Source organism: Acidobacterium sp. FHG110202_01 (assembly GCF_059115305.1).
Genome location: NZ_JBZYWJ010000001.1, coordinates 726,963 through 752,030, shown reverse-complemented (window position 1 = coordinate 752,030; position 25,068 = coordinate 726,963). Strand labels below are relative to the sequence as shown.

Below are 25,068 nucleotides of genomic sequence, written 5' to 3'. Positions count from 1 at the left end.
ATCTCCCTACTTCCCAGTTCCATTGATAGACTCAGAGAAAAATGTCTGGCTTGCTGCTTTTCCGGTTTGTTTCGATCGCGCTGCTGATTCTCGTCAACGGATTTTTCGTGGCGGCGGAATTCGCGATCGTGAGCATACGCGAAACCCGGGTGGAACACCTCATCGCGCAGCGCCGTCCCGGCGCCCGTATCGTACGCCGTCTGCAGCAGAACCTCGATGATTTCCTTCCGGCAGTTCAGTTTGGAGTGACGCTTTGCAGCCTGGCCCTTGGTTGGGTAGGCGAACCTGTGGTTGCCGCTGCGTTCGAGGAGTGGCTTGCTCATGTACCGCATGCAGCCGTCTATGCGCATCTGATTGCCGCCCCGGTGGCCTTTGCACTGATCACCTATTTTGATGTGCTGCTGGGGGAGCTGGTGCCGAAGTCGCTGGCGCTCCGCAGAGTGGACCAGATGGCGCTTGGGGTTGCCGGGCCCATGGATGCCTTTATCCGTCTCACCCGGCCGGCGGTCCGGTTGCTGAACCGGTCGGCGTCGGTGATCCTCAAGCTCTTCCATGCCCCTATGGCCAGTGAGTCGGCGGTGCATTCGCCGGAAGAGCTGAAGCTAATTGCGACGGCGGCGCGGCGTGTGGGCGTTCTGCCGGAATATCAGGAAGCGCTCATTCACCGGGCTGTGGAAGCGAATGATATCCCTGTGCGGGAAATCATGACGCCGCGCCAGCGCATCTTCTCATTGCCTGCCGACATGCTGGTGGAGGATGCGAGCGCGCGCATCATAGAAGAGCTGCATTCGCGCGTGCCCGTTTATGATCCGGCGCGAGGCCACGACTATATTGTCGGCGTGCTTTATTCCAAAGACATATCGCGGCTCATGCATTTCCGTGCGATGGCGCGCACCCGTTTTGCGGATGCACCGTTTACGGAGCTGCGGCTGCGCCAGGTGATGCGCGAGGTGCTGGTGGTTCCGGAGACCAAGCCGGTGCTCGATCTCCTGCAGGATTTCCAGAAGAGACGCCGGCACCTTGCCATTGTTGTGGATGAATTTGGCTCGACGGTCGGTCTGGTTACAGTAGAGGATGCGATTGAACAGCTGGTGGGCGAAGTCGAAGATGAATTCGATGTGGTGGCGCGGACGACGCTGACATCAGCGAGCGGCGCAGTGGTGTTCGATGGCGGCGTAAACCTGCGCGATCTGGAGACACAGATGAACTGGAGCCTTCCGCGTGATGGCGGTGTCGAGACTCTTGCCGGCTTTATGCTCACGCGTCTGGGCAGGATTCCCAAGGGCGGCGAGACGGTGGAGTTCGAAGGTCGCCGGCTTACAGTTGCAGAGATGAGCGGCAACCGCATCAGCAAAGTGCTGGTAGAGAATATGCCCCCCGAGCCAAACAAAGAGACGCAGCTGCATCAGGAGGCGCATTCCTGATGCGGATTCTCCGGGCCCTGCTCTTTCGTCTTGGCTATACCATCCCTGTCGTCTGGATGGTGGTGACGCTTGTTTTTCTGCTGATTCATATTGTTCCCGGCGACCCTGTTGAGCAGATGCTGGGCGAAGGAGCGCGCGCACAGGACATCGCGGCTCTTCGCCATACTTACGGGCTCGATATACCGGTCCGGGAGCAATATGTCCGCTATTGGCGCGGCGTTATGCATGGCGATTTTGGCCGCTCGGTGCGGCTGAATGATACGGTCACGCATCTTGTGCTCACGCGCTATCCTTACACGCTCGAGCTGACAGCCGCCGCGCTGGTCATTGCGCTTCTGCTTTCGATTCCTGCCGGCATTGCCGCAGCGCGGAGGCGCGGGCAGTGGCAGGACAATGCAGTGGGTGTAGTCAGCCTGCTGGGTCTTTCCTTTCCCGGGTTTGCCCTGGGCCCGATCCTGATTCTGCTGGTTTCGATCAAACTAGGCTGGCTGCCGGTAAGCGGTGCGGGCGGATGGGATCATCTTGTTCTTCCTGCGATTACCATGGGCAGCGCGCTGGCCGCGATCCTTACCCGCATGGTGCGCACTTCGATGCTCGAAGAACTGGGGCAGGACTACATTCGCACAGCGCGGGCCAAAGGCCTGCCTGAGCGCAGCGTGGTCTATAAGCACGCTTTGCGCAATGCGATGATTCCGGTGTTGACGTTGGTTGGACTGCAATTCGGCGCACTGTTGGCTGGAGCCATTGTGACAGAGACAATCTTCAGCTGGCCGGGGATCGGGCGGCTTACCGTATCAGCAATTTCAAATCGCGACTACGCGCTGGTGCAGGGCTGCATTCTCGCAGTTGGACTGACCTATGTTCTGGTAAATCTGGCGACGGATTTGCTGTACATGGTGGTAAACCCACGGATTCGAGATTAAGCCTTAACCACATGGCTGTCATCCTGACCCTGAACGCAGTGAATGGGGAAGGATCTGCTTTTTCTCTTCCTTCTGCAAAGATTTTCGCTGGTGCAATCAAAAAGCAGATCCTTCGCTGCGCTCAGGATGACAACATTATTTATTTTTCAAGCTGCTTTAACGATGGGGTGATTTTGCCGCTATTGATCTCTAGAAAGCCGAGCGATACAGGCAGGGAAAACCGTTTCGGGCCGGCGCTTCCGGGATTGAAGTAGAGCACGCCTTTCTTCCACTCGATCAGCGGCTTATGCGAATGGCCGCTGATAACCACCTGTATTCCTGTGACAATTGGGTCGAGATCAAGTTCATGAACATCGTGAAGCATGTAGATGCTTGCTCCGGCGAGTTCTTCCAGCTCGGTTGTAGGCAGCTTCGCGCAGGGGCCGCTGCGATCAATGTTGCCGCGGATCGCGGTTACCGGGGCGATCTGTGCGAGCTGGTCGAGGATTGTGGCATCGCCCACATCTCCTGCGTGGAGAATGTGTTCGACACCGCGCAGGGCAGTGACGGCCTCGGGGCGCAGCAGGCCGTGCGTGTCGGAGATGACTCCTATTTTCATGTCAAGCGTTACCTTAGCTCAGGAATTTCGTGGTCGGGCCGGAGATTTCGAACCAGGTCCAATCGAATTATTTATTTGATGGTGGAGATGTCATCGCTTCATTGCAATGAAAAGTGGGCGGTACGTTCCATCAGCGTTGCGTCAGGCCAGCTTGGCCAGGGAACTGAATCTTTGACGTAGACCAGATACGGGTTCCCGTTCGAGACGGTTGGGTTAGTCGACTCACCAAGGAGCGTGGGATAAATCTCGCCATTCGGCGCGTTTGTGAAAGACCCTGCGGCATCATCGGTGGCAGACAAGCTGGTCAGAGAAGGCCCATGACGCATGTGAATGGAGTCATTGCTCTGTTCAAAGACCAGCACCCACTGTCTGGTGGCCGTATCGTAGATGACTGAAGGAAAGCTGCCTCCAGACGCAACTACAGGAGTGAAGTGCCCGCTGTTTTGCGCTGCGTTGGGATCTCCACTGGTTCCGGGCTCGGTGAACGCGCCGTTGTAGTACTTCTTGAACAGCGTGGGGAACGCTGCAGTATTGTTGGCGAAGGCAGCCGTGATGACGTCAGAGAATTTGGCGCGCGCTATACCCATGCAGGTTGTTTTGTCGCAGGGCGCTGGCAGCGATGTGTCGAGGTCGGCGAAGAAAACATAGAGATACAGCGTCGAAGGATCGGCGGAGCCCGCATTGGCTACGAAGTTGCCGTTCCCATCTGCAAGCAACAGTGTCCCCATACCGACGTCAAGATCCGTGGGCTGGTCGAGGACGTAGTCGCGTGTGACGTAGGGCTGCAATATCTCTCCAAGCTTGGAGAACGTTGCGCCATTGTCAGTTGAAATGGCCATGCCCAGCGACGAGTAAAAGCAGGTGTGATTGTTTTTGCACGTACCTGCATGATATTCGCCGTGATAGACATGCAGGATGGCTGTTTTTGAGCCGCTGGTGATATTCAGAACCGGCCCGCCGCCGGCGTAGTCGGCATCGAATGTGTAGCCGTTCGGTTCGGGTGCGTGAACTGAAAGGGATACAGTGCAGCCATAAGGGGCGGTGATGTTGGTCAGTGTTCCGCCGAACCGGTAGGTGCCTTGCGTGGACGGGCTTCCCTGGCACGATTTCGCGCTGTTGGCCGGCATGAAGAACATATAATTCCCACCCGATGTGGGTAGAGCGCCAACGATGCCGTCGGGCGGCCCATCAGCGAAGCCGAAAGCCGTACGTTGCGCTGTAGTCAGCAGCGGCGTTTCTACGCCGAGTGAAACAGTGAAAGTACCGGATGGCTGTTGCGTGGATGTGGTGGTGGCATGATCCGAGCACCCGGCAAGCATAACAAGAAAAAGAGCAGTAGTGAGGAAGGATGCCTGATCCCACATAGAACAAATAGGATGCGGGTCCTGTGGCAGGTGCGATGTATGAGACTTTAAAATTTGTGCTCTCGCTAGTTGCTGTTGGATTGGCCGGTGATCGGAGCCGAAAAAGATAGCCAGCGTAAAGCCGCATTGATCGTACCGGTTTTCCTCAATCTGCAGGGCTATTTCTGACGGCGCGCCGATTGTGAATCCAGCGTAAAATCTTTTTGTATGAAGGTCACGGTCGGAGTCTCGGGTGGCGTTGCGGCTTACAAGTCCGCGGAGCTTGTGCGCGCGTTGCAGCGGCAGGCATTGGACGTTCACGTGGTGATGACAGAGGCTGCGCAGCAGTTTATCCAGCCGCTGACGTTTGCTTCTCTCACCGGACATAAGGTGATTACCAGCCTCTGGGCAGGGGATTCCGACGAGAGCAACCTCGATTCGGCTATTGAGCATATCGATGCGGCTACGACGACCGATGCTCTGGTGGTTGCGCCGGCAACGGCGAATATCCTGGCAAAGTTCGCGCAGGGCATTGCCGACGATTTCCTGACTACGATGTATCTGGCAACCACGGCTCCGGTGATTGTCGCTCCGGCAATGAACGTGAATATGTGGAACCATCCGGCGACGCAGGCGAACCTTGCTGTGCTCGAAGAGCGCGGCGTGCGCATCGTGCAGCCGGACAGCGGTTACCTGGCATGCGGCATGATCGGCAGCGGCCGTCTGGCAGAGAATGAAGCCATCGTGCAGGCGGTGCTCGATGTTTTGAATCACCGGAATGATCTGGCCGGAGAGACTGTGCTTATCACTGCCGGAGGCACGCGCGAAGCGCTTGATCCTGTGCGTTTCTTGGGCAACCGCTCGAGCGGCAAGATGGGTTATGCGTTGGCCGATGCTGGAGCCAGGCGCGGCGCAAAGGTCATCCTGGTATCTGCGCCGACAGCGCTTCGTCCTCCATTGAACTGCGAGGTTGTTCCGGTTACGACTACCGAAGAGATGCGCGCTGCGGTTCTTGCACGGCTCGATGAGGCAACCATTGTCATCAAAGCCGCGGCTGTTGCCGATTACCGGCCGGTGATCCAGGCCGAGCAGAAGCTGAAACGTACAGGCCCGCTAACAATTGAATTGCAGCCAACCGAGGACATTCTCGCAGAGGTAGTCCAGCGCCGCCACGATGGCCTGCTTGTAATTGGGTTCGCAGCGGAGACTGAGAACGCTGTGGCGCATGGCCGCGACAAACTGTTGCGCAAGGGTGCGGATGCAATTGTGCTGAACGATGTTTCGCGCTCGGGCATTGGCTTTGACTCGGACCGCAATGCTGTTACGTTCCTCACGCGGCAGACTGCCATCGATTTTCCGGAGATGAGCAAGCGCGAGCTGGCCGACCGCATTCTGGAAGAAGTGTTGACACTGCGGCGTCCGCAGACGGTTGTGGCCGAGCGGTAACCGATGCCACGTCTTACTCCAGAACAGCAGCAGGCTGTTGTAGCTCGTGTGCGCTATTATCGCGATCTTGGTGTCTTTGATTTCTATCGGTACGGGGATGCGGTGATTGAGGCTGGAGCCGAAGTCGCTGCTGAGTCCATCGTGCCGGCAGTTGAAGTTGCAGTTCCTGATGATCCCATGCCAAGAAAATCATCCCCCAAACCTTCTGCCAGCGATCTTTTTGTAACCCCATCCGAGGTTATCCCTCCAGAGAAGCGCGAAGAGTCGCTGCAAGTCATTCGCGAAGACATTGGTGACTGCAAGCGCTGTCCGCTGGCCTTTGCCGGACGGCATACGATCGTCTTTGGAGAAGGCGATCCCAATACACGGCTGCTGTTTGTCGGTGAAGGCCCGGGCGCGGATGAAGATATGCAGGGGCGTCCGTTTGTGGGGCGCGCAGGGCAGCTGCTCAACAACATGATTACGGCGATGGGCCTGAAGCGCGAACAGGTGTACATCGCCAACATCGTCAAGTGCAGGCCGCCGCAGAACCGCACTCCGGAGCCGGTAGAGGCAAACACCTGTTCGCAGTTTCTCTTTCGGCAGATTGAGGTAATTCGGCCGGATGTGATTGTGGCTCTTGGTTCGACGGCGGCGACGTATCTGCTGGGCAACAAGGCCTCTCTCAGCTCGCTGCGGGGGCGACTGCACGAGGCGCGCGGTTCGCGGCTGATCGTCACCTACCATCCGGCATTTCTGCTGCGCGATCCGCGACAGAAAAAAGAGGCGTGGAAAGATCTGCAGATTGCCATGAAGGAGCTGGGTCTGGCGGTTCCGAAGCGCTCTCCCGGCGAGTAGGGATACTAAATGGCGGACGGTATCGCAACCTTCCGGTAAGAAGGCTCAAACCCAAGCTGTTTGGCAACATCGAGAATCCGGTCGAAATTGAGGCTGATCGTTGCGCCCGCCTTCTGTGTGACTTCATCTTCAATGGGCAGGTCAAAATCATCTGCGCCGCAGAGCAGGCCTTCGAGCGCGCGCTCGTTCTGCGTCAGCACGGAAGTCCGGATGCGCGGCACATTGTCGAGATAAATGCGGCTCAGAGCAAGATGGCGCAGATATTCTGCCGTGGTCACTTCAATTCCGCCGAGCTGCGTGAAGTAAGGCTTGTAAGTCCAGCAGAGAAAGCTCTTGAGGCCATTCGTTTCATCCTGGAAGCGGCGCGTGCGTTCAAGATGCTCCAGCCTTTCATCAATGGATTCATCGAAGCCAATGACCATCGTGGCCGTGGTGTTCAGGCTGGCATCGACAATGGCGCGTTGTGCTTCAAAGTATTCAGCGACCGTGTATTTGAACTTGCTGTGACGGCTGCGGAAGTCTTCGGTAAGAATCTCCGAGCCGCCGCCGGTGATCCAGCGCACGCCTGCATCTTTGAACCTCTGTGCAGCCGCTGCATAGTCGAGCTTGGCATGGTCGGCGAGATACATGAACTCCGCAATGGTAAGCGCATAGAACTCTAGTTTGTCGCCGTAGCGGTTACGAATCGCCGCAAACAGATCGCAGTAGTAGTCAAGCGGCAGGTGTGGATTGAAGCCTCCATTGAAGGCCGCAAGATCGCCGCCCAATGTGAGCAACTCATCGAGTTTTGTGAATACCTGCTCCTGTGTCAGCACATAGCCTTCTTTGTCGCCGGGCAGGCGATAGAAGGCGCAATAGTCGCACTGGGCCACGCACACATTGGTGTAGTTGATGATGCGCATCACCATGTAGGTGCAGGATGCAGGCGCATGGAAGCGGCTGCGCACTTCAGAGGCGAGCCCGCGAAGTTCCTCGTCGCTTGCGTTGTGCGAGAGCCAGCGCGCTTCCTTGGTCGAGATGCGCTCCCGGTCGCGAACCTTCAGGCGAATGTCCTCGAGTGTGCTGGTGGATGTGCTCACCTGTTTATTCTAACGTCCCCTTGTCTGATGCGATCGTGATACCTTTTCCCGGTAAACAAATTACAAGCAAGAGAAAGGCTTTCTTCAAATGCAGGCAATTCTGCGGGGCGCAGTGGTTGCGTGGATCGCGGTGGCAAGCGTGGTTGCATTCGCTGACGATCTCAAGGTCAAGACAGACAAAGGCAAAGTGCAGGGATACCTGAGCAAAGATGGACAGGTGCGCATCTTCAAAGGCATTCCTTATGCTGCGCCGCCGGTGGGGCCGCTGCGCTGGAAGGCTCCGCAGCCTGCGGAGAAGTGGCATGACACTCGGCAAGCGACTGCCTTTGGCAATCACTGCATGCAGGCCGCTGTCTATAACGACATGATCTTCCACGATCCGGGTGAAAGCGAAGACTGCCTGACGCTGAATGTGTGGACTCTAGCAAAGGACAAGAATGCAAAGCTTCCTGTCATGGTGTGGATCTTTGGCGGGGGCTTCTCAGCCGGAGGCACATCGGAAGCACGCCAGGACGGCGAGAATCTCGCCCACAAGAACGTCATTGTTGTCTCGATGAATTACCGCCTTACCATCTTTGGCTTCCTCGTTCATCCCGAATTGACTGCCGAGTCGCCGCAGCATGCATCCGGCAACTATGGACTGCTCGACCAGGCAGCAGCGATCCAGTGGGTGCATCGCAACATCAAGGCCTTTGGCGGAGACCCGAACAACGTCACTATCTTCGGCGAATCTGCCGGATCGTTTTCAGTCAGCGCGCAGATGGCTTCGCCTCTATCGAAAGACATCATCCAGCGAGCCATTGGCGAAAGCGGCGGAGCGTTCAGCCAGCGCGAACCATTCCCATTACGCGAGCAGCGCGAGAAACAGGATGTTGAAAAGCTTCAGGCCGCATTCGGCACATCGAAGCTCAGCGATCTCCGGGCGATGAGCGCGGCTGACCTGCTGAAGGCCGTCACACCCGGGCCGGGGCACACTCCTCCGGCGCGCTTCTGGCCTGATATTGACGGCTACTTCCTCCCTGAGGACGTTGCCTCGATCTATGCTGCTGGCAAGCAGGCACATATTCCACTGCTTGCCGGATGGAATGCCGATGAGGGAGGAATTCCGCAGAAGACACTGACGATGGCCGAGTATCAGCAGATGGCGCAGAAGGATTTTGGCGCGCAAGCCGATCAGTTCCTCGCGGCTTACAAAGCGACTACTGACGACGAAGCGCTGCGCGCTGCCAAAGACGTTGCCGGCGACCGCTTCATTGCCTTCTCCACCTGGAGATGGATTGAAGCTCATACTGCTACGGGCGGCCACCCTGTCTACCGCTATCACTTTGAGCTGACATCGCCGGGAGACAAGTTCCATCCGCCGGGCACGGCCTTTCACTCCGACGACATTGAATATGTCTTCGGCAACCTCGATTCGCGGCAGGGAATGGCTGTGCGTCCGGAAGACCGGCAATTGTCAGAGCTCATACAGAACTACTGGACAAATTTTGCCCGTACCGGTGATCCCAATGGCTCCGGCCTGCCGCAATGGCCTGCCTACAACACATCGGGGGAGCGGCAGGTGATGCATCTGGGAGTGAATTCCGAGGCGCGCCCTGATACGCTGCGCGCGCGGTATGAGTTCCTGGAGAAAGCGTGGGGAAAGCCGGCGCAATAAAAGTAGAAACTAGTGCACAGGCAGCATCACCATCTGGCCGGTGGGTTTGGTGTGGCTCAGCCGCATGATGTATGGCGTGATGAGGATTACCAGCCTCGACGTATCGACATCGGTGTTCTTGTTGGTCGTCGATTGAAATCCCGGCAGCTCGCTCAGACCGGGGATGCCGCTGATGTTCGCGCTCTGCTGCTTCGTCATGTTGCTCACGACGAGTGCGCTCTCTCCCTGCTTCAGTGACACGAAGCCCTGGTACTCCTGGTTGCTGAGGATGGGGTTGCCGTCGTTGCTCTGTCCGGTGAGGGCGGTGATCTTGAAATCGAGCTTGAGCGACACGTCCTTATTCTGCTGGATGTGCGGCGTCGCGGTAAGCGTCAGGCCCAGGTCCTGATACTGCACCTGCGGAATCGTAGTGTTCTGGCTGCTCGTGAGATCGGCAGCGCTGATGCCCAGGTTCTGGAGGGTGCTCGAAAGCCCAGCCGAGGAGAGACCAGGAATGTTCAGCGAGCTTCCTGCGAGATTCGAGTAGGTCGAAGTAATAATAGGATAACGCTCGCCCACTAAGAACTTACCCTCTTCCTGGTCCTGCACGCGCAGTTGCACCTGGTCGAGCAGGCGCGTTTCCGATGAGTTAAGGCTCATGTTGAGTGTGGCGCTCTGGTTGAGGTCGATACCGCTTTCAGTAATGCCGCCGCCGAAGAGTGCGAAGGGCTGGTTGAAAACCGTCCCGGAGACGGCGCCGCTGGCAATCAGGATAGCGACGATGGCAATGGTGTCACCCGGATTCGCAAGCCCTGAGGCGATGATCTGCTCGACGGCGCTCTGGTTCTGCTGGATGATCTGGTTGACTTCCGATGGGACGTTGAAGAGCGTGGTCTGTTGCGGAAGCTGCGCGCCCAGGTTCACCATGCGGCTCTGGTCGATCTGGTAGAGGCGCAGATTGAGCATCACCTGGCTGCGTCCGTCGAGCATCTCGACCAGCGAGTGGTTGAGCGCGTCGACGCGCTCCTGCGGGCCGCGGATGGTGAGCGTGTGGTTCTCAACCTGTGGCGAGGCCTGCTGGATCTCAAAGACATTGCGCGCCACGTTGCCCATCGCAGTCATCTCTTCATTGGTAAGGCCGGGAAGATAGACGGTCTCCATGACCTGCCGCTCGAACTTGAGGCGGTTCTGACGGGTGTCATCAGCGATGAGCACGCGCGCCCGGTCGAGCGGAACGAAGAAAGTACCGGTGGCAAGCTTGAGCATGCTGGATGCCTGGGCGAAGTTGACATCGTCTGCATCGAAGCGGACAGGCTGGCTGCGCACCGACGAATCGAACGTAGGCGTAATGCCGAAGGAGTTGAGCACCTGCCGCAGCACCTCCTGTCCGGAAGTGTGCAAATGAAAGCTCTGCTTGTCGGGCTTCGGAGCGAGCACGATCGGAGGCCCGGCCTCTTCAACCGCAGGCATCAGAATCGCACTGTGCGGCTCATGGTCGCGCGCGAGCTCATCGATATGCTGGCTGACGATGGGGTTCTGTGGATCGAGCGTGTAAGCCTCTGACAGCATGGTGCGCGCCTGGTCATCATGTCCGAGAAGACGCGCTTTGCTCGCATCCTGCACGAGCCTGGTGAGCAGATGCTCCCTGGCAATCAGCAGCGAAGTCGAGTAGTCGCGGTTGCCGGGATCAAGCTTCGTGGCACGCTCAAAGTTCTTGACGGCTTTGCGCAGGTCTTCTTTTTTGATGTCCTTTGCGCCTTCAAGAAATGCCTTGGATGCCTCGGCCTGATCGTGCGGCGAAACGGGCTTTGCCGCCGGAGGAGCAGGCTGCGCGTTGGGTGACTGCGCGTATCCTGTCGCGGCTGAGAGCGCCAGCGCGGCCGAGAGCGCCCATCGAATTTGGCTGCTGCGAATCATGACTGGTTCAGCAAGTCTGCTAGAGTACTGACGCACACCTCGGGGTGATGGCTCATTAAATCGTCAAAAGGAAAGTGGCCGGTGGCGACAGCAATGACGGGCAGGCCGTTCTTTTTAGCAGCGGCAATATCGAAAGGCGTGTCGCCTACGACGCAGACAGAGGCATTGGCTCCGGCAATGGCGCGGGCCTCGCTGGCAGCGTGCGCGATCATGTCAGAGCGAACAGCGAAGCGGTCGCTGAATCCGCCAAAGGTGAACCAATGGCGCACGCCCAGCACTTCAAGCTTGAGCCAGCCGATGGCTTCGAGATTACCGGTGCCCACGCCAAGCTTTGCGCCTTTGTCATCAAGGTAGGCGAGGATTTCATCGACGCCGGGCATCTTGACCAGATCCATCTGAGCACGCTGCGCAGCCACAGTGGCGCGCATATGCGCGAAGACGGCTTCAAGATGCGGCTGCCAGTGTTCAGGATCAAGCTCGGCCAGACGAAAGGCATCGTAGAGAATGCCGGGGTCGGTGTTCCCGCTCAGTATCACGCCGTCGAGCACGAGCTCGCGGCCCATAACGGTGCGCACGCTCTCAAAGAACGATTGGTAGTGGATGCGGTCGCGGCTGCGGAGCAGCGTGCCATCAATGTCGAAGAGGTAGGCGTCCTGCTGGTCCCAGCGGAAACCGTTCTGGATGTGAATGCGGGCAGCGGTGGTGGTCAATCGACAGGGTGCCTTTTTCGGAAACTTCCTGTTTCTAGGATAAAACACGGGAGCGATGCAGGACAGGGGGCAGCGCTCAGCGCGCAGGGCTCAAACACGTGTAGTTGGATACCGATGCAGGAACTGCAGGTCCTTCTACTACGCGCTTTGCGCAGGATGACGGTCTGCTTTTATTGCTCAAATGACAGCGCAGAAGAATAACCCTGACCGGAGCAAAACAGAGAGCGACCAGCGGGACCGGCATGAGGTTGACGCTCCTCCCACGGGCAAGAATGGCGCGAAGCGCGTGTCGCTGAACGAGCAGTTCAGCGGGCGATTTGACGCACCTCGAAGACGGGGCGTTCGCTGCGTGGCGGGCGCTTGAGTCCCAGGCGGATCTGCGTGGAGTCGATGTCGAGCTCGGCGAGGGTGCGGCTGAGAGTATTGCGGTGCATGCCGAGTTCCTTTGCTGCCTTACACTGGTTTCCCTTGTGGTGCGCAAGCACGGTGATGAGATAACGGCGCTTGAATTCGCGCACGGCTTCGGCGTAGGTTATGCCGCCCGAGTGCATCGCTGTCACAAGATTTTCCAGTTCGCGTTTCACAAATCCCTCTTTCTTTTTTATGCCGGATGGTTTTCCGGTTGTTCTTCCGTTCCTAAGGGCCTGTCTGCTGCGTTCGGTTTGAGCCAATCCGGCTGCGCGTCGCGAATCAGTTTCACTCCGTCGCGGATACGGCGGCTAAGATCGGCTGGAGTAACGATGGATGCCTCATGCGCCACGGATAGAAAGTATGGCGCGAATCGTGAGTTCTCCATCCAGGTGGCATGGGGCAGGAAAGCAGCAATAGCCATCACGCCCAATGTCACCAGTACACAGCCTTTCAGGAAACCGAATGCGGCGCCGATCAAACGGTCGGCCCAGCCAAGTCCTATGGACCGGGCAGACCAGCGTACGAAGCGGCCAGCAAGCCCGGCAGCAATCATTACAACTACTGCAATGACGACAAATGCAATTGCTTCGGCTGCTCCCGGTGAGTGCACCCAGCTCTCGACCCAGGGGAGCAGCTTCTGATAGTTCCAGCTTGCGAGGAGTATGCCCAGCACGACTCCGGCAAGCGAGAAGGCCTCGACAAAGAAACCATGTTTTGCCGCGCTTAACACGGAAACGATCAGGATGATAGCAATCGCCCAATCTATCGGCGCCATGCGCGATCTTTGTCCTTTACAACAACGAACTTCGGGTACTTCAGGTTTGTGAAGCTGACCCGGGGTTTAGAGCGCCAGCGGTTTTCCCGTCAGCAGCTCATAGGCCTGAAAATATTTTTCCTGCGTTTTCTTCACTACGTCATCCGGAAGAGCGGGCGCAGGAGCCTGCTTGTTCCAGTGAATACTTTCGAGATAATCGCGGACAAACTGCTTGTCGAACGAAGGCTGCGGTCCGCCGGGTGCGTATCCTGCGCGCGGCCAGAAGCGCGAGGAGTCCGGCGTGAGGACTTCATCGGCAAGGATGATGCCTTCTGCAGTTGTTCCAAACTCAAACTTGGTGTCGGCTAGAATGAGCCCGCGGCTCTCTGCATGTTCTGACGCTTTGCGGTAGATGGAAAGACTCAGGTCACGCAATTTTTCTGCCGAGCGCGTACCGACAAGCTTCACCATCTCTTCGAAAGAAATATTTTCATCATGCTTGCCGTGCAGGCTCTTGGTTGCGGGAGTGAAAATCGGCTCGGGCAGCTTGTCTGATTCGCGCAGGTCCTGGGGCAATGCGATGCCGCAGACAGCGCCGGTTGCCTGGTAGTCCTTCCAGCCCGATCCCGAAAGATAACCGCGCACCACGCACTCAACCGGAAACATCTGCGCGCGCTTCACCAGCATGGAGCGGCCACGCAGCTCGCCTTTAAAGTCGGCAAGCTCGTGCGGATATTCATCGACGTTCGCGGTGATGAGGTGATTAGGGACGATGTCCTTGAGGAAGTCGAACCAGAAGAGCGAAATCTGCGTGAGCACTTTGCCCTTGCCTGGAATTCCAGTAGCGAGCACATGATCGAATGCAGAGATGCGGTCGGTTGCCACCAGCAGGAGGAACTCGCCCACCGAGTACAGATCACGCACCTTTCCACGTGCATGCAATACAAGATCACTGAACTCGGTCTCAAGAAGCACTGGCAATGGGAATACCTTTCGAAGAAGGGCTCGAAGATTGATTCTGCTTCCATCAGCAGAGTTTGTCAACGCACAGTGCGCGCGCTGTTCATGCATCGTTCGCGATGCTTGCCACTATGCACAGATGACTGTCAAGAGGGAAGTGAAGGATAAAGAAAATTGAATACTCGAAATTAAATTCGGGATGTTGTTGAAGTGAAGAGTGAGGATTGAGGGAGTAACTCCATGGTTTGTTGTTACTCCCATCCGGCATTATGCTGTGGCGCGCTGCCTTTCCTGCCCGCCTAGACGCACGCTCACTACTTTCGATACGCCCGGCTCCTGCATGGTGACTCCGTAGATGAGATCGGCAGAGGTCATCATGCGCTTGGAGTGCGTAACTATGACAAACTGTGTGTCGTTGGCCATGTTGCCCAGCATCTCGGCAAGGCGGCCGACATTGGTCTCATCGAGTGGCGCATCAACTTCGTCGAGCACGCAGAAGGGGCTCGGTTGATATTGGAAGATACCCATGAGCAGCGAGAGCGCAGTGAGAGCTTTCTCTCCGCCGGAAAGAAGGAACACGTTCTGCAGCTTCTTGCCCGGCGGCTGCGCGACGATATCGATGCCGCTGTCGGCTGCATTTTCTTCGTCGGTAAGGCGCATGAAGGCCTGTCCGCCGCCGAAGAGCCTGCCGAAGGTCGCGCTGAAGTTTTCATTAATGCGGACGAAGGCCTCATCAAATTTCGTGCGTGAGATTTCGTCGATTTCCTTGATGGTGGCCTGCGTGTTGTCGATCGAATCGAGGAGGTCCTTGCGCTGCGTTTCGAGGAACTGATGACGCTGTTCGGTCTCCTTGTATTCTTCGAGCGCCATCATGTTGACCGGGCCCATGTTTTCGAGTTTCTGCTTGAGCTCGCGGCATGCCTCGTCTTCAGTGAAGAGCGCTTCGCCTTCAATGCGGACGACCTCCGTGTCTTCGCGCAGCGCTGCTGCTTCAACGCCAAGATCGCTGATGCAGCTCTCTTCCAGGTGTTTGAGATCGGCAGTGAGCGTGGCAGCACTGGTGCTGTGCGTGCTGCGTGCGTCGCGCAGGGCGTCGGTTTCAGTGCGCAGCGTTTTGAGTTTTCGTTCAGTTTCAGCAAGCATTGCGCGAAGCGCGTCTGCCTGGACGGCTAGTCCCGTAACTTCTTCAAGAGCCTGCTGGCGAAGTTGAGAAAGCTCCTGCTGCTGAACGGCGAGCTGCTCGTTTTCCTGCGCGCGTTGCAGTTGCTCCGCAGCCGATGCGGCGAGCTGCTGTTCGAGCTGGGCAACGCGATGTTCGAGATCACGGTGCAGGCGGTCGATACGGGAGAATGCAGCTTCCGCTCCACGGCGGCGCTCTTCAAGCCCTGCGAGTTCGGCTGAGACCTGCGCGGCTTCCTGCTGCGCGGTGTCGCGCGTCCGGCGCAGCTCTTCCATCTGCTGCTGAAGATCGGCGATGGACGCTTCGTGCTCCGCATGACGCGCCTCGATCTGCGCAATTTCTTCGCGCTTCTGTTCGATGAGAGACTGCTTGGTGCCTCGCGCGTCCTTGTTGCGCTCACTCTGCAGGTTCCAATCCTCGAGGCGGCGCTCAAGCCGCTGCTTTTCTGAATCCATCTGCCGCAGAGCCGCGCTCTGGTTCGCGCTCTCACGCTCGGCATTGTGCCGGGCTTCGCTCTTTGCATCGAGTTGTTTTGTGAGCTCGGCGAGATCGTGCGCCAGTGTGGCGGCGGCAATGTCGGCCTGTCCCAGCTCTTTTTCTACGATCTCGAGTTTCTGCTGGACATCACGCAGGTCACGCTTGAGTGCGAGCGGACCCGCAGCGCTGGGCTTGCCGCCAGTAACAGTGACATTGTGGAAGCATTCGCCTGATGGAGCGAGGAAGAAGGCGTTGGGATTTTCAAGCGCGAGCGAGCGCGCAGTCTCGTTGTCCGGCGTAACGTATCCGTTGCGCAGCTTGGGCAGAATCACTTCGAGCGATTTGCCGAAGCCATCGAGTACGCGGATGCAATTTTTGAGCGGTAGTACGCCGTGCTGCTGTTCGTAGTGATTGGCGGCGCCTTCTCCGGCGAAGGAGAACTTGGCCTGCGAATCTTCAGGATGCACAAGGAAGGTTGCGCGGCCATCCACATCGGACTTGAGCAGGCGCATGCCTTCGTGGGCCGCGTCCCAGCTCTTGACGACAATGTAATTCAGTTCATCGCGCAGGAACTCGTCGACGACGTGCTCGTGCTGCCCCGTGACTTCGAGGAAGTCAGCAAGCGTGCCTACGGGAGCAAGCCCTCCGCCGAGAGAGTTGGCGCGCAGCAGCTTGCGTACTGTGTCAGTCGAATAACTGTGCTCGCGGATGAGTCCTTCGAGCGAATTGCGGCGGCCGGTAAGCGTAGCATGCTCGGCGCGCAGCTGGTCGCCGCGCTTTTTGGCTTCTGCCTCTTCATTGCGCTTTGCGGAGATTTCGTTGCGTAGCCCGGCAATCTCAGATTCGAGACGCTTGAGCGTTTCGGTCGCGGACTCGAACTTGATGGAGACCTGTCCGCGCTCTGCGCCAAGCGATTCGAGATCGCGCTTGACGGACTCCATTTCTGTTGCCAGGCGCTGTGCATCGCGGTCCAGAGCAGCGAGTGATTCCTCAGCCTGCGCGGCATGGTTGCGCGTCTGGCCGACCTGTTGGAGCAACTGCATGGCCTGACGGCGCGATGCTTCGGCGCGTTGCTCAGCTGTAGAGACGGCAGCGACAACCTCACGCGCCTGCTGGTGCTTGGCCTGCGCCTGCTGGCGGAAGTTCTCGGCTTCGCTGGCGGCATTTTCAAGAAATGACCGGTTCGATTCGCGCTCGGCTTTGAGGCTTTCGAGTTGCTGTTTTGCCTGTTCCAGTTCCGCGGTGCTCGATGCGGTGCGCGTCTCGAGTTCGGCGATGCGCTCCTGGTTTGCGTTTTGGCGCGTAGTTGCGCGCTCAAGCTCAACAGCGCTCTGGCTGGCGCGGTTGGTGGCTTCCTTGGCCGAGGCATCAAGCGCATAGCCGCGCTCAATGCCGGCGGTGTGCTCGGCGTCGAGCGTCTCGACTTCGGTACTGTGTTCGTCGATCTTGTGGGAGAGGGAAGCGATCTCCTCTTCAAGGCGCGTATGCTCTGAATCCATCGCAGCGATCTTGCTTGTGAGCACGACGCGCAGACGCGAGCGCATCTCATCGCGCAGTGCGCCATAACGCTCAGCCTTGGCAGCCTGTCGCTTGAGCGAGCCCATCTGACGTGTGACTTCCTCGAAGATATCATTCACGCGCGCGAGGTTCTGCTTAGCCTGCTCGAGGCGGAGCTCGGCTAGGCGCTTCTTGGTCTTGAAGCGCGTGATGCCGGCAGCCTCTTCAATGATGGCGCGGCGGTCATGCGGTTTCGAACTGAGCAGCTGGCCGATGCGCTCCTGCCCGATGATGGCGTAGGACTCGGGGCCGAGTCCTGTGCCCATGAAGATGTCCTGAATATCGCGCAGGCGGCAGAGCTTGCCGTTCAAAAGGTACTCGCTGTCGCCGGTGCGGAAGAGCCGGCGCGTAACAACGATCTCGCCCTGTTGAGGAGTCTTCTGGAACTTGCGGCGGCGAATCTTGAGGACGACATTATTCTGTGCCGCGCCTTCGGATTGGCCTTCCGCTGGCTGCGGCGGAGGAGCTTCGCCTTCGATGACCTGGCCGGGTTGCGATTCGGCGATGATCTCTTCGACTTCGGCAGCACGCTCGGCGCGCAGCTTTTCTTCATCCCAATCGGGATCAAGCTCGTTTTCGACAACGACTTCCGGCTCATCGAGCAGCGGTCCGCCGTTGTAGGCTTCGGGATCGATGAGGGTGATCGAGACCTCGGCCATGCCCAGTGGCTTGCGGTCGCGCGTTCCGGCAAAGATGACGTCTTCCATCTTGCCGCCGCGCAGACTCTTCGCACTCTGCTCGCCGAGCACCCAGGTTACACCGTCCAGAATGTTGGACTTACCGCATCCATTGGGGCCTACGACGACAGCGATGCCGGTGCCGGGCAGCGCCACCTCGGTGCGGTCGCAAAAGGACTTAAAGCCCAGGATCTGGATTTTTTTCAGCTTCAGCATGCGGATGTACTCCTCTTTAAGGGCCTCGGAGAGTCGCTATCAGATGAAACTGTAGCGTTATGAAAGGGCGGAATCAACACTGGCACCCCAACATCTTGTGGATAAGCTGTCCTAAACTCCACAAATGGGAGCAGGCCTGCAGATATTGTCTCAAAACGAGGCTTTCTTTGCAGGTTCTTAGACGCTGAAACACAGTGCGAAGACGGTCGCCGGGAGAATTGCCAGATGATTCGAGAGTAGTCCCGTTCTGACTGGCCGAACAAGTGAAAAAGGTGTGAGAAGTTGCCGGGTTTGGTGCCTTTCGTGACCTTGGATCGCAGCCGCAATCCAATCAATTGGGCATTGACTTTCTATCCATAGATTATCTACGGTAGAGGACATGGCAAAGAAACCCGAACTGCTGCCCGGCACTCTCGACATGCTGATCCTGAAAACCCTGACGCGCGGTCCATTGCACGGCTATGGCATCGCGGCTTCGATCAAGCGCGTTTCCGACGATGTGCTGACGGTGGAAGAAGGCTCGCTCTACCCCGCGCTCCAGCGGCTGCTGCTGCAGGGATGGGTGAAGGCGGAGTGGAAGACAACAGAGACCAACCGGAGGGCGCGGTATTACACGCTGACTGCGGCAGGGAAGAAGCAATTAGGTACGGAGATGTCGCAATTCGAAGTAATGATTGCGGCCATCGGACGGGTTTTGCAGGAGACGTAGCAGGCTCAGGCGTGGAGGGTGGTATGAATTGGCTGTTTTGTCAGTTAAGGAAGGTGCAACTGCTTATCAGTCGCAAGAAATTCCATAGAGAACTGGATGAAGAGATGACATTCCATCGCGCGCAGGCAGAAGAGGAGATGCGCGCCGGCGGGATGCCTCCAGAAGAGGCCCGCCATGCGGCGAATCGGCAATTCGGGAATGACCTGTTGTTGAAAGAACGGAGCCGCGAGGTGACGGGATTCTGGTTTGAGAGCGTTCTGCAGGATTGCCGCTATGCCCTGCGGCAGTTCATCAAGGCGCCCGGGTTCGTGCTTGCCGTAGTTCTTACGCTTGCGCTTGGTATTGGCGCGACGACGGCGATCTTCACCCTTGTGTATTCGACTCTGCTGCGCAGTCTGCCTTATCCCGATGCCAACCGTATCGTTCGCGTCGAAGATGTGAGGCTGCAGGGGCAATCAACTTCAGGGTTGGTGGGAGTGCAGAGGTTTTTTGATCTCAAGGCGCGCAACTGGTCTTTCGACAGTCTCGGGTTCTTCTTTTTTGATCATCCGACATTGATTGCCGGAACGCATCTGCCCATATCGATGAAAGCTGTGGGCGCGAATGCCGAATTCTGGAAGGTTCTTGGCGTGCAGCCGTTGCTGGGGCGCACGTTCAATGAGCAGGACGATGGGCCCACAGCGCCAGACGCGGTGGTGTTGAGCTATGGGGCATGGCAGCAGATGTTTGACGGCGATTCGCGTGTAATTGGCAGACAGGTGACGCTTGACCGGAAGGCAGCAACGATCGTCGGTGTGATGCCCCAGGGTTTTCATATGCCCAGTGGGATTGATCTATGGAAACCTGCGCATTTCGATCCCTCCGAATGGAGCAAGAACCGTCTGGATAGCTCGCATTTCATCAATGTTTATGGGCGTCTGCAATCCGGCGTCTCGCTGAACGCTGCAGAAGATGATCTGAAGCGCATCGGCGACCAGCTGCAACGCGAATATCCCGGCTCAGATGCGATGTGGCGGTTTGATATGAAATCGCTGCGGGATTACCTGTATGGCGAACTGCGGCCGGCGCTGATTGTGTTGCTGATCGCCTCCGGCTTCCTGCTGATGATTGCCTGCATCAATATCGCCAATCTGCTTTTATCCCGTGCGGCCTCCCGCGAGCGCGAAGTTACCTTGCGGCGCGCGCTGGGCGCATCGGAAGGACGCATCCGGCTGCAGTTTCTTACTGAAAGCATGCTGGTGGCATTGGTCGGAGGCAGTATCGGACTGGGAGCGGCTTTCGCGCTGGTGCATGCTGTAGCGGCGAAGCTGCCGGGAAGGCTCGGAGTACCCGGCACAGTTACGATGAACTGGCCCGCAGCATGGCTGGCCTTCGCTATTTCGGTCGCCGCCGGGATTGGGCTTGGATTCGCACCCGTATTCCAGAACAAACATATAGAGCTGAACACCAGTCTCAAGCGCGGCGAACTGCACATGGCCGGATCGGCGGGGAACAAAGTCCGCAGCGCATTTATTTCGATTCAGGTTGGGCTTTCTCTGGTTCTGCTCATTGGCGCGTCACTTCTGGCTGAGTCGCTGTGGAAGCTGGTGAAGTCGCCGCTGGGATTTCAACCTGACCACGTGCTGACATTTGCCATCAATCTGCCGTGGAACAGCAAAGAAGCGCAGATTGAGAACTTTTATACAAACGTGCAGCAAAGGATTGAGGCGCTGCCCGGAGTGATTGCAGCAGGGGAGACCGACGCGCCGCCGATTGTCGAGTGGCGGCTGCGCAGTAACTTCGACGCGGACTGGCTGCCGCGCGTTCCCGACAAGCCTGCAATCAATGCGGAAGACCGGAACGTCGGGGGAGATTATTTCCGCGCCATGGGGATTCCGATTGTGGCGGGACGGTCGTTCACCGAAGCAGATATAAAGAGCAACCCGGGCAGGATCATGATCAACCAGCAACTGGCGCAGCAGTATCTTCCCGGCGGAAATCCGCTGGGGAGGCACCTGATTGTCCTCGGCAAGCCTTTCGAGATTATCGGAGTGATTGCCAATGTTCGCGGTATCGGCGGCTCCATTGCAAAAGGAGTTGGCCCGGAGGTCTACTGGCAGGCAGATGCGGATGGAGGCGTGGTGCAGCGGTATTTTGTTGTCCGCTCGCACGTGCCTGCGGAGCAAATGATCAAGGCAGTGCAGGAACAGGTGCACCAGGTCGATCCGCAGCAGGCAATCGGGAAGATCAGCTCAATGGATGACATGCTCAGCGAAGCGGTAGCGCAGCCGGGGCTGAACATGGCGTTGGTCGCGGCCTTTTCTGTGATTGCGCTGGCGCTGGCCTGCGTGGGGATTTATGGAGTCGTCGCATATTCAGTAGCGCAGCGCACGCAGGAGATCGGAGTGCGCATGGCCCTGGGAGCCACGCGCAGTCAGATTTCTCTGCTGTTTGTGCGCCGTGTGATGGTCTCTGCGTTGATCGGACTTAGCGCCGGGATTTGCATATCGCTCCTGCTGACAAGACTGCTGCGCAGCCAGCTTTATGGCGTCACTCCGAATGATCCAGTTGTGTATCTGGGCGCGATCGCCATGCTGATTGTTCCCGTAGTGCTGGCTACGTTGCGGCCTGCGCAGAGGGCGGCTTCGGTCAATCCAGTGGAAGCGTTGCGGGCTGAGTAAGGACTTGCCGTCCAGGCGGACGCTTGCGCTCCTTCGCTTTACGAAGGATGACAACAGCTGAAAGGGAATGATGGAAGTGTTGTTGAGATGGTTTCGGAAATTAGGGATTCTGCTGCGCCGTGAAAAGTTTCAGCGCGAGCTGGATGAGGAAATGGCTTTTCATCGCACACTGGCTGAGGAAGAACTGGCGACAGATGGAGTTTCTTCGGAAGAAGCCCGTCATGCGGCGCGGCGGCAGTTCGGGAATGATCTGCGGCTCAAGGAGCGGAGCCATGAGGTGGTCGGATTTCAGTTTGAGAGCGTCATGCAGGATTTGCGGTTTGCACTACGGCAGCTGAAGAAGAACCCAGGATTTGCTGCGACGGCGATTCTGGTGCTGGCGCTGGGGATTGCAGCCAGCGTGTCGATCTTTGCGTTTGTGGATGCGGCACTGATCCAGCCTCTGCCGTACGAGAACCCCTCGCGACTGGTGAGCGTCTATGAAAGCTCAAGTGATTGTCTGCGGTGCAGTCTTTCTTATGACGACTATCAGGATTGGAAGAACGCGAACAAGGTCTTCAGTTCTTTTGAGGCATGGGTGCCTACGGCGTATCTACGGAGAAGCCCTGCAGGAACCGAGTCTCTGCGCGCGGCTCGTGTGAGTGGCGGGTTCTTTCGTTCACTGGGCGTGACTCCGGTGCTGGGCCGCGGTTTTACCGATGCAGACGATACTCCTGCAGCGCCGCGAACGGTCTTATTGCCCTATGGCACATGGCAGAGACGTTTTGGTGGGCGACAGGGCGTAATTGGTCAATCTGTGACGCTGGACGATACGTCCTACACCGTGATTGGTGTTCTTCCGCGTGATTTCTTTTTCCCTCCGCGCGCTGCTGAGCTCTGGGTGACGATCCATGATCCTGATCCCTGCGGAAGAGGCATAGGTTGCCGCAACTATACAGGATTAGCACGCTTAAAAGATGGCATCTCTGTCCGGGCTGCCCTGGCCGATACAAAGACGATTGCGGCGCAGCTGGAAAAGGAATATCCACAATCCAACCAGGGGTGGAGCGCGCAAGTGATAGGGCTCAGCGACGATATTGTCGGCGATATACGCCCCATTCTGCTGGTACTGCTGAGCGGAGCAGGACTCCTGCTGCTGATTGCCTGCGTGAATGTCGCGAGCCTGTTGCTGGTTCGCGCAGAAAACCGCAGGCGTGAAATGGCTTTGCGAGGAGCGCTGGGCGCATCTACGGGGCGGCTGGTGTTGCAGTTCGTAACGGAAGGATTCATGCTGGTGGCGTTTTCCATCGTGCTGGCGCTGGCTGCCGCATATGTGCTTATTCCGTTGATGTTCAGTCTGATGCCGGAGCGCGTGCTCCGCGGAATGCCATATCTGCAGGGAATCGGACTGCATACACATGTGGTGCTCTTTGCCTGCGTCATTTCGCTGATCGCGGTTGTGGTGTTTACTGTGACTCCTGCGCTGCGGCTGTCAGTATCGGATTTGCGCGGCGATCTTACCGAAGGTGGACGCAGCGCCGCCGGCACGACATGGAAGCGTTTCGGTTCGACTCTTGTAGCGGTGGAAATAGCGATTGCGATGGTCCTGCTTGCATGCGCGGGACTGCTGGGCAAGAGCTCTTACCGTTTGCTCCATGTGGATCTGAACTTCCGTCCCGATCACATAGCCGCTCTGGAGATCGATACGAGTTATGGAAAAGCTCAGCAGCAAGTGGCGCTTTCACGGCGAGTGGTAGAGCGTCTTGCAACCGTACCTGGAGTCGTCTCTGTTGGACATACCGATAGTCTCCCGGTGAGCTGTAACTGTCCTGCGTCCGGAGTACGAGTGCTGGGGCATCCGTGGAATGGAGAACGCACTGTTGCAAACGTACGGCAGATCGGCGGTGATTACTTCAAAGTGCTGCGAACCAGGCTGATTCGCGGACGATTCTTTACCAATGTGGACGATGCTTCGAAGCCTTCGGTCGTCATTGTCAATCAGGCATTTGTAAAGCAGTTCTTCCCGAACGAAGACCCTATTGGCAAAACAATTGGCGATCAGGAGCTTTCGCCAATGTCGCTGCGGCAAATAGTGGGCGTGGTCGAAGATATTCGCGAAGGCCAATTGGATGAGGAGATCCGGCCGGCCGTGTATTTCTCTTTCAATCAGAATGCAGGCACTTATTTTTTCCTGGTAGTGCGTACAGCTCAGGAGCAGGATCCGGAGAAGATACTGCCGACACTGGTTGCTGCGATTCATCAGCTTGATCCCAATGTCGGCGTAAGAAATGAGATCACGATGACGGATCATATCAACGATATGCTGACGGCCTATGTGCACCGCTTATCGGCATGGCTGGTGGGAGGGTTTGCGGCACTGGCTCTGCTGCTGAGCGTGGTGGGGCTCTATGGAGTGATCGCGTACTCCGTAAGCCAGAGGACGCGCGAAATTGGTGTCAGGATGGCCCTTGGCGCGCAGCGCGGATCCGTGTACTGCCTTATTTTGCGAGAGGCCGGCATACTCGCCGGTATCGGGATTGTGGCCGGGCTGGTGTGCTCGCTCGCCGCAGCAACGCTGATGCGGAAGCTGCTGTTCGGCGTGCAGGCGTGGGATGCTCCTACCCTTGTCGCTGTGGCGGTGCTGCTCGGGCTTTGCGCGCTGGTGGCAAGTTTCCTGCCGGCGCGGCGGGCGGCGTCAGTGAATCCTATGGAGGCGCTGCGAGCGGAGTGAGACAGGAATAAAGAGGACAGGGAACAGGGGCAATGTACAGCTGCGCTATTCCCTAATCTCTAATTCCCTGATTTCTTACGGCTTCTGCGTAGGCCGCATCAAAACTTCGCTGACAAAGGACTGCGGCGCCTGGGTGACCAGCATGGCGACGACGTGGGCTACATCGTCCGGCTGGATTCTCTTGTCGGGGTTCGAGCGCATGCCGCCTCCGAACTGCGTGTTGACCGATCCGGGGGCCACGACCGAGACGCGGATGTTGTGCGGGCGCAGCTCTTCGGCCAGCGAGTAGGTCAGCCCGTTCAGGCCCCACTTTGAGGCGGAGTAGGCTGTCCCGTTGGGCAGGGGATTGTGGCCTGCGAGCGACGAAATATTGATGATGTGTCCGGAGCGGGTCTCGATCATCAGGGGTGCGAAGGCGCGCGTCATCAGGTAGGGGCCGCGCAGGTTCGTGCCCATGAGCGCATCCCATTCTGCGGGGCTGGTTTCATGGAGAGGCTTGCCCATGAGGCCGATGCCGGCGTTATTCACCAGGATGTCGCAGCGGCGATAGCGGCTTTTGACCAGCGTTGCCAGGCGCGCGATGGATGGTTCGTCGAGCAGGTCGAGATGTGCCGTTTCTGCGATGCCGCCTTTGACCTGGATTTCGAGCTTGACGCGGTCCAGCTGGGCCGTGTCGCGGGCGGTCAGGAGAACGGTGGCTCCCATGGCGGCGAGGCGTTTGCTGATGGCTTCGCCGATGCCGCGCGCTGCCCCGGTGACGATGGCTAATTGTCCTGTGAGTTCTGGCATGGAAAGTACTTTATCCCACCTGGCTACGAATGCGAACTACCCTGATGAAGCATCC

At 57.8% G+C, this 25,068-nt stretch carries 18 protein-coding genes; 8 read left to right on the top strand and 10 right to left on the bottom strand.

Annotated elements, in window-relative coordinates; all coding sequences use genetic code 11:
* Positions 1 to 41: 41 nt before the first annotated feature.
* Both AC5S16_RS03080 and nikB read left to right on the top strand, forming a co-directional pair.
* Entirely contained in the window at positions 42 to 1,424 is a 1,383-nt protein-coding gene (locus AC5S16_RS03080) for a hemolysin family protein (RefSeq protein ID WP_493928538.1), read from the top strand.
* Positions 1,424 to 2,347 carry a nickel ABC transporter permease gene (gene nikB, locus AC5S16_RS03075; RefSeq protein ID WP_493928537.1) on the top strand — a complete coding sequence of 308 codons (924 nt, stop codon included), beginning with the start codon at positions 1,424 to 1,426 and terminating at the stop codon, positions 2,345 to 2,347. The genes AC5S16_RS03080 and nikB overlap by 1 nt, the downstream gene beginning before the upstream one ends.
* A gap of 139 nt (positions 2,348 to 2,486) precedes the next feature.
* Here nikB and AC5S16_RS03070 read toward each other — a convergent pair whose 3' ends face one another.
* Positions 2,487 to 2,945: a metallophosphoesterase family protein gene (locus AC5S16_RS03070; protein ID WP_493928536.1), complete on the bottom strand. Its 459-nt coding sequence runs from the start codon at positions 2,943 to 2,945 to the stop codon at positions 2,487 to 2,489.
* Between the two features lie 98 nt (positions 2,946 to 3,043).
* On the bottom strand, positions 3,044 to 4,309 hold the full coding sequence (locus tag AC5S16_RS03065; protein WP_493928535.1) for a hypothetical protein: 1,266 nt from the start codon (positions 4,307 to 4,309) through the stop codon (positions 3,044 to 3,046).
* A 207-nt stretch (positions 4,310 to 4,516) separates the two neighbouring features.
* On the opposite strand from AC5S16_RS03065, the gene coaBC reads away from it, so the two are divergent.
* Together coaBC and AC5S16_RS03055 are read left to right on the top strand one after the other, a co-directional pair.
* Positions 4,517 to 5,734 carry a bifunctional phosphopantothenoylcysteine decarboxylase/phosphopantothenate--cysteine ligase CoaBC gene (coaBC, locus tag AC5S16_RS03060; RefSeq protein WP_493928534.1) on the top strand — a complete coding sequence of 406 codons (1,218 nt, stop codon included), beginning with the start codon at positions 4,517 to 4,519 and terminating at the stop codon, positions 5,732 to 5,734.
* Between the two features lie 3 nt (positions 5,735 to 5,737).
* Complete coding sequence (locus tag AC5S16_RS03055) at positions 5,738 to 6,571, top strand: uracil-DNA glycosylase (protein WP_493928533.1); 834 nt, start codon at positions 5,738 to 5,740, stop codon at positions 6,569 to 6,571.
* 5 nt (positions 6,572 to 6,576) lie between these two features.
* On the opposite strand, the gene AC5S16_RS03050 is transcribed toward AC5S16_RS03055, so the two are convergent.
* On the bottom strand, positions 6,577 to 7,650 hold the full coding sequence (locus tag AC5S16_RS03050) for a radical SAM protein (protein ID WP_493928532.1): 1,074 nt from the start codon (positions 7,648 to 7,650) through the stop codon (positions 6,577 to 6,579).
* Between the two features lie 88 nt (positions 7,651 to 7,738).
* Between AC5S16_RS03050 and AC5S16_RS03045 the strand changes: the two genes are divergently transcribed.
* The gene (locus AC5S16_RS03045) at positions 7,739 to 9,307 is read left to right on the top strand and encodes a carboxylesterase/lipase family protein (protein WP_493928531.1); all 1,569 of its coding nucleotides are present in this window, start codon (positions 7,739 to 7,741) and stop codon (positions 9,305 to 9,307) included.
* A 9-nt stretch (positions 9,308 to 9,316) separates the two neighbouring features.
* On the opposite strand, the gene AC5S16_RS03040 is transcribed toward AC5S16_RS03045, so the two are convergent.
* The 6 genes from AC5S16_RS03040 to smc form a co-directional block, all read right to left on the bottom strand.
* Positions 9,317 to 11,203, bottom strand: coding sequence for a secretin GspD/PilQ domain-containing protein (locus tag AC5S16_RS03040; protein WP_493928530.1), 1,887 nt, complete (start codon positions 11,201 to 11,203; stop codon positions 9,317 to 9,319).
* The gene (locus tag AC5S16_RS03035; RefSeq protein WP_493928529.1) at positions 11,200 to 11,913 is read right to left on the bottom strand and encodes an HAD family hydrolase; all 714 of its coding nucleotides are present in this window, start codon (positions 11,911 to 11,913) and stop codon (positions 11,200 to 11,202) included. Before AC5S16_RS03035 ends, AC5S16_RS03040 begins: the two co-directional genes overlap by 4 nt.
* Positions 11,914 to 12,218: 305 nt before the next feature.
* Entirely contained in the window at positions 12,219 to 12,497 is a 279-nt protein-coding gene (locus tag AC5S16_RS03030) for a helix-turn-helix domain-containing protein (RefSeq protein ID WP_493928528.1), read from the bottom strand.
* Between the two features lie 17 nt (positions 12,498 to 12,514).
* Positions 12,515 to 13,099 carry a CvpA family protein gene (locus AC5S16_RS03025; protein ID WP_493928527.1) on the bottom strand — a complete coding sequence of 195 codons (585 nt, stop codon included), beginning with the start codon at positions 13,097 to 13,099 and terminating at the stop codon, positions 12,515 to 12,517.
* A 66-nt stretch (positions 13,100 to 13,165) separates the two neighbouring features.
* Positions 13,166 to 14,059 (bottom strand): phosphoribosylaminoimidazolesuccinocarboxamide synthase, encoded by an 894-nt coding sequence (locus tag AC5S16_RS03020; RefSeq protein WP_493928526.1) that lies wholly within the window; start codon positions 14,057 to 14,059, stop codon positions 13,166 to 13,168.
* A gap of 246 nt (positions 14,060 to 14,305) precedes the next feature.
* Positions 14,306 to 18,145 carry a chromosome segregation protein SMC gene (smc, locus tag AC5S16_RS03015; protein WP_493928525.1) on the bottom strand — a complete coding sequence of 1,280 codons (3,840 nt, stop codon included), beginning with the start codon at positions 18,143 to 18,145 and terminating at the stop codon, positions 14,306 to 14,308.
* A 379-nt stretch (positions 18,146 to 18,524) separates the two neighbouring features.
* Here smc and AC5S16_RS03010 point away from each other — a divergent pair, with 379 nt between their 5' ends.
* From AC5S16_RS03010 to AC5S16_RS03000, 3 genes are all read left to right on the top strand, one after another.
* Positions 18,525 to 18,854: a PadR family transcriptional regulator gene (locus tag AC5S16_RS03010; protein WP_493928524.1), complete on the top strand. Its 330-nt coding sequence runs from the start codon at positions 18,525 to 18,527 to the stop codon at positions 18,852 to 18,854.
* A gap of 23 nt (positions 18,855 to 18,877) precedes the next feature.
* The gene (locus tag AC5S16_RS03005) at positions 18,878 to 21,514 is read left to right on the top strand and encodes an ABC transporter permease (RefSeq protein ID WP_493928523.1); all 2,637 of its coding nucleotides are present in this window, start codon (positions 18,878 to 18,880) and stop codon (positions 21,512 to 21,514) included.
* Positions 21,515 to 21,590: 76 nt separating this feature from the next.
* Complete coding sequence (locus AC5S16_RS03000; protein ID WP_493928645.1) at positions 21,591 to 24,224, top strand: ABC transporter permease; 2,634 nt, start codon at positions 21,591 to 21,593, stop codon at positions 24,222 to 24,224.
* Between the two features lie 75 nt (positions 24,225 to 24,299).
* Here the strand turns inward: AC5S16_RS03000 and AC5S16_RS02995 are convergent, their stop codons facing one another.
* Positions 24,300 to 25,013, bottom strand: a complete 714-nt coding sequence (locus AC5S16_RS02995; protein WP_493928522.1) for an SDR family oxidoreductase — start codon at positions 25,011 to 25,013, stop codon at positions 24,300 to 24,302.
* Positions 25,014 to 25,068: the final 55 nt, after the last annotated feature.

What these genes read in the sequence shown, in the direction of transcription:
- AC5S16_RS03010 (WP_493928524.1), top strand. Translation starts at nt 18,525, where the DNA reads ATGGCAAAGAAACCCGAACTGCTGCCCGGCACTCTCGACATGCTGATC.
- AC5S16_RS03025 (WP_493928527.1), bottom strand. Translation starts at nt 13,099, where the DNA reads ATGGCGCCGATAGATTGGGCGATTGCTATCATCCTGATCGTTTCCGTG.
- AC5S16_RS03080 (WP_493928538.1), top strand. Translation starts at nt 42, where the DNA reads ATGTCTGGCTTGCTGCTTTTCCGGTTTGTTTCGATCGCGCTGCTGATT.
- AC5S16_RS03005 (WP_493928523.1), top strand. Translation starts at nt 18,878, where the DNA reads ATGAATTGGCTGTTTTGTCAGTTAAGGAAGGTGCAACTGCTTATCAGT.
- AC5S16_RS03065 (WP_493928535.1), bottom strand. Translation starts at nt 4,309, where the DNA reads ATGTGGGATCAGGCATCCTTCCTCACTACTGCTCTTTTTCTTGTTATG.
- AC5S16_RS02995 (WP_493928522.1), bottom strand. Translation starts at nt 25,013, where the DNA reads ATGCCAGAACTCACAGGACAATTAGCCATCGTCACCGGGGCAGCGCGC.
- AC5S16_RS03045 (WP_493928531.1), top strand. Translation starts at nt 7,739, where the DNA reads ATGCAGGCAATTCTGCGGGGCGCAGTGGTTGCGTGGATCGCGGTGGCA.
- smc (WP_493928525.1), bottom strand. Translation starts at nt 18,145, where the DNA reads ATGCTGAAGCTGAAAAAAATCCAGATCCTGGGCTTTAAGTCCTTTTGC.
- coaBC (WP_493928534.1), top strand. Translation starts at nt 4,517, where the DNA reads ATGAAGGTCACGGTCGGAGTCTCGGGTGGCGTTGCGGCTTACAAGTCC.
- AC5S16_RS03055 (WP_493928533.1), top strand. Translation starts at nt 5,738, where the DNA reads ATGCCACGTCTTACTCCAGAACAGCAGCAGGCTGTTGTAGCTCGTGTG.
- AC5S16_RS03040 (WP_493928530.1), bottom strand. Translation starts at nt 11,203, where the DNA reads ATGATTCGCAGCAGCCAAATTCGATGGGCGCTCTCGGCCGCGCTGGCG.
- nikB (WP_493928537.1), top strand. Translation starts at nt 1,424, where the DNA reads ATGCGGATTCTCCGGGCCCTGCTCTTTCGTCTTGGCTATACCATCCCT.
- AC5S16_RS03070 (WP_493928536.1), bottom strand. Translation starts at nt 2,945, where the DNA reads ATGAAAATAGGAGTCATCTCCGACACGCACGGCCTGCTGCGCCCCGAG.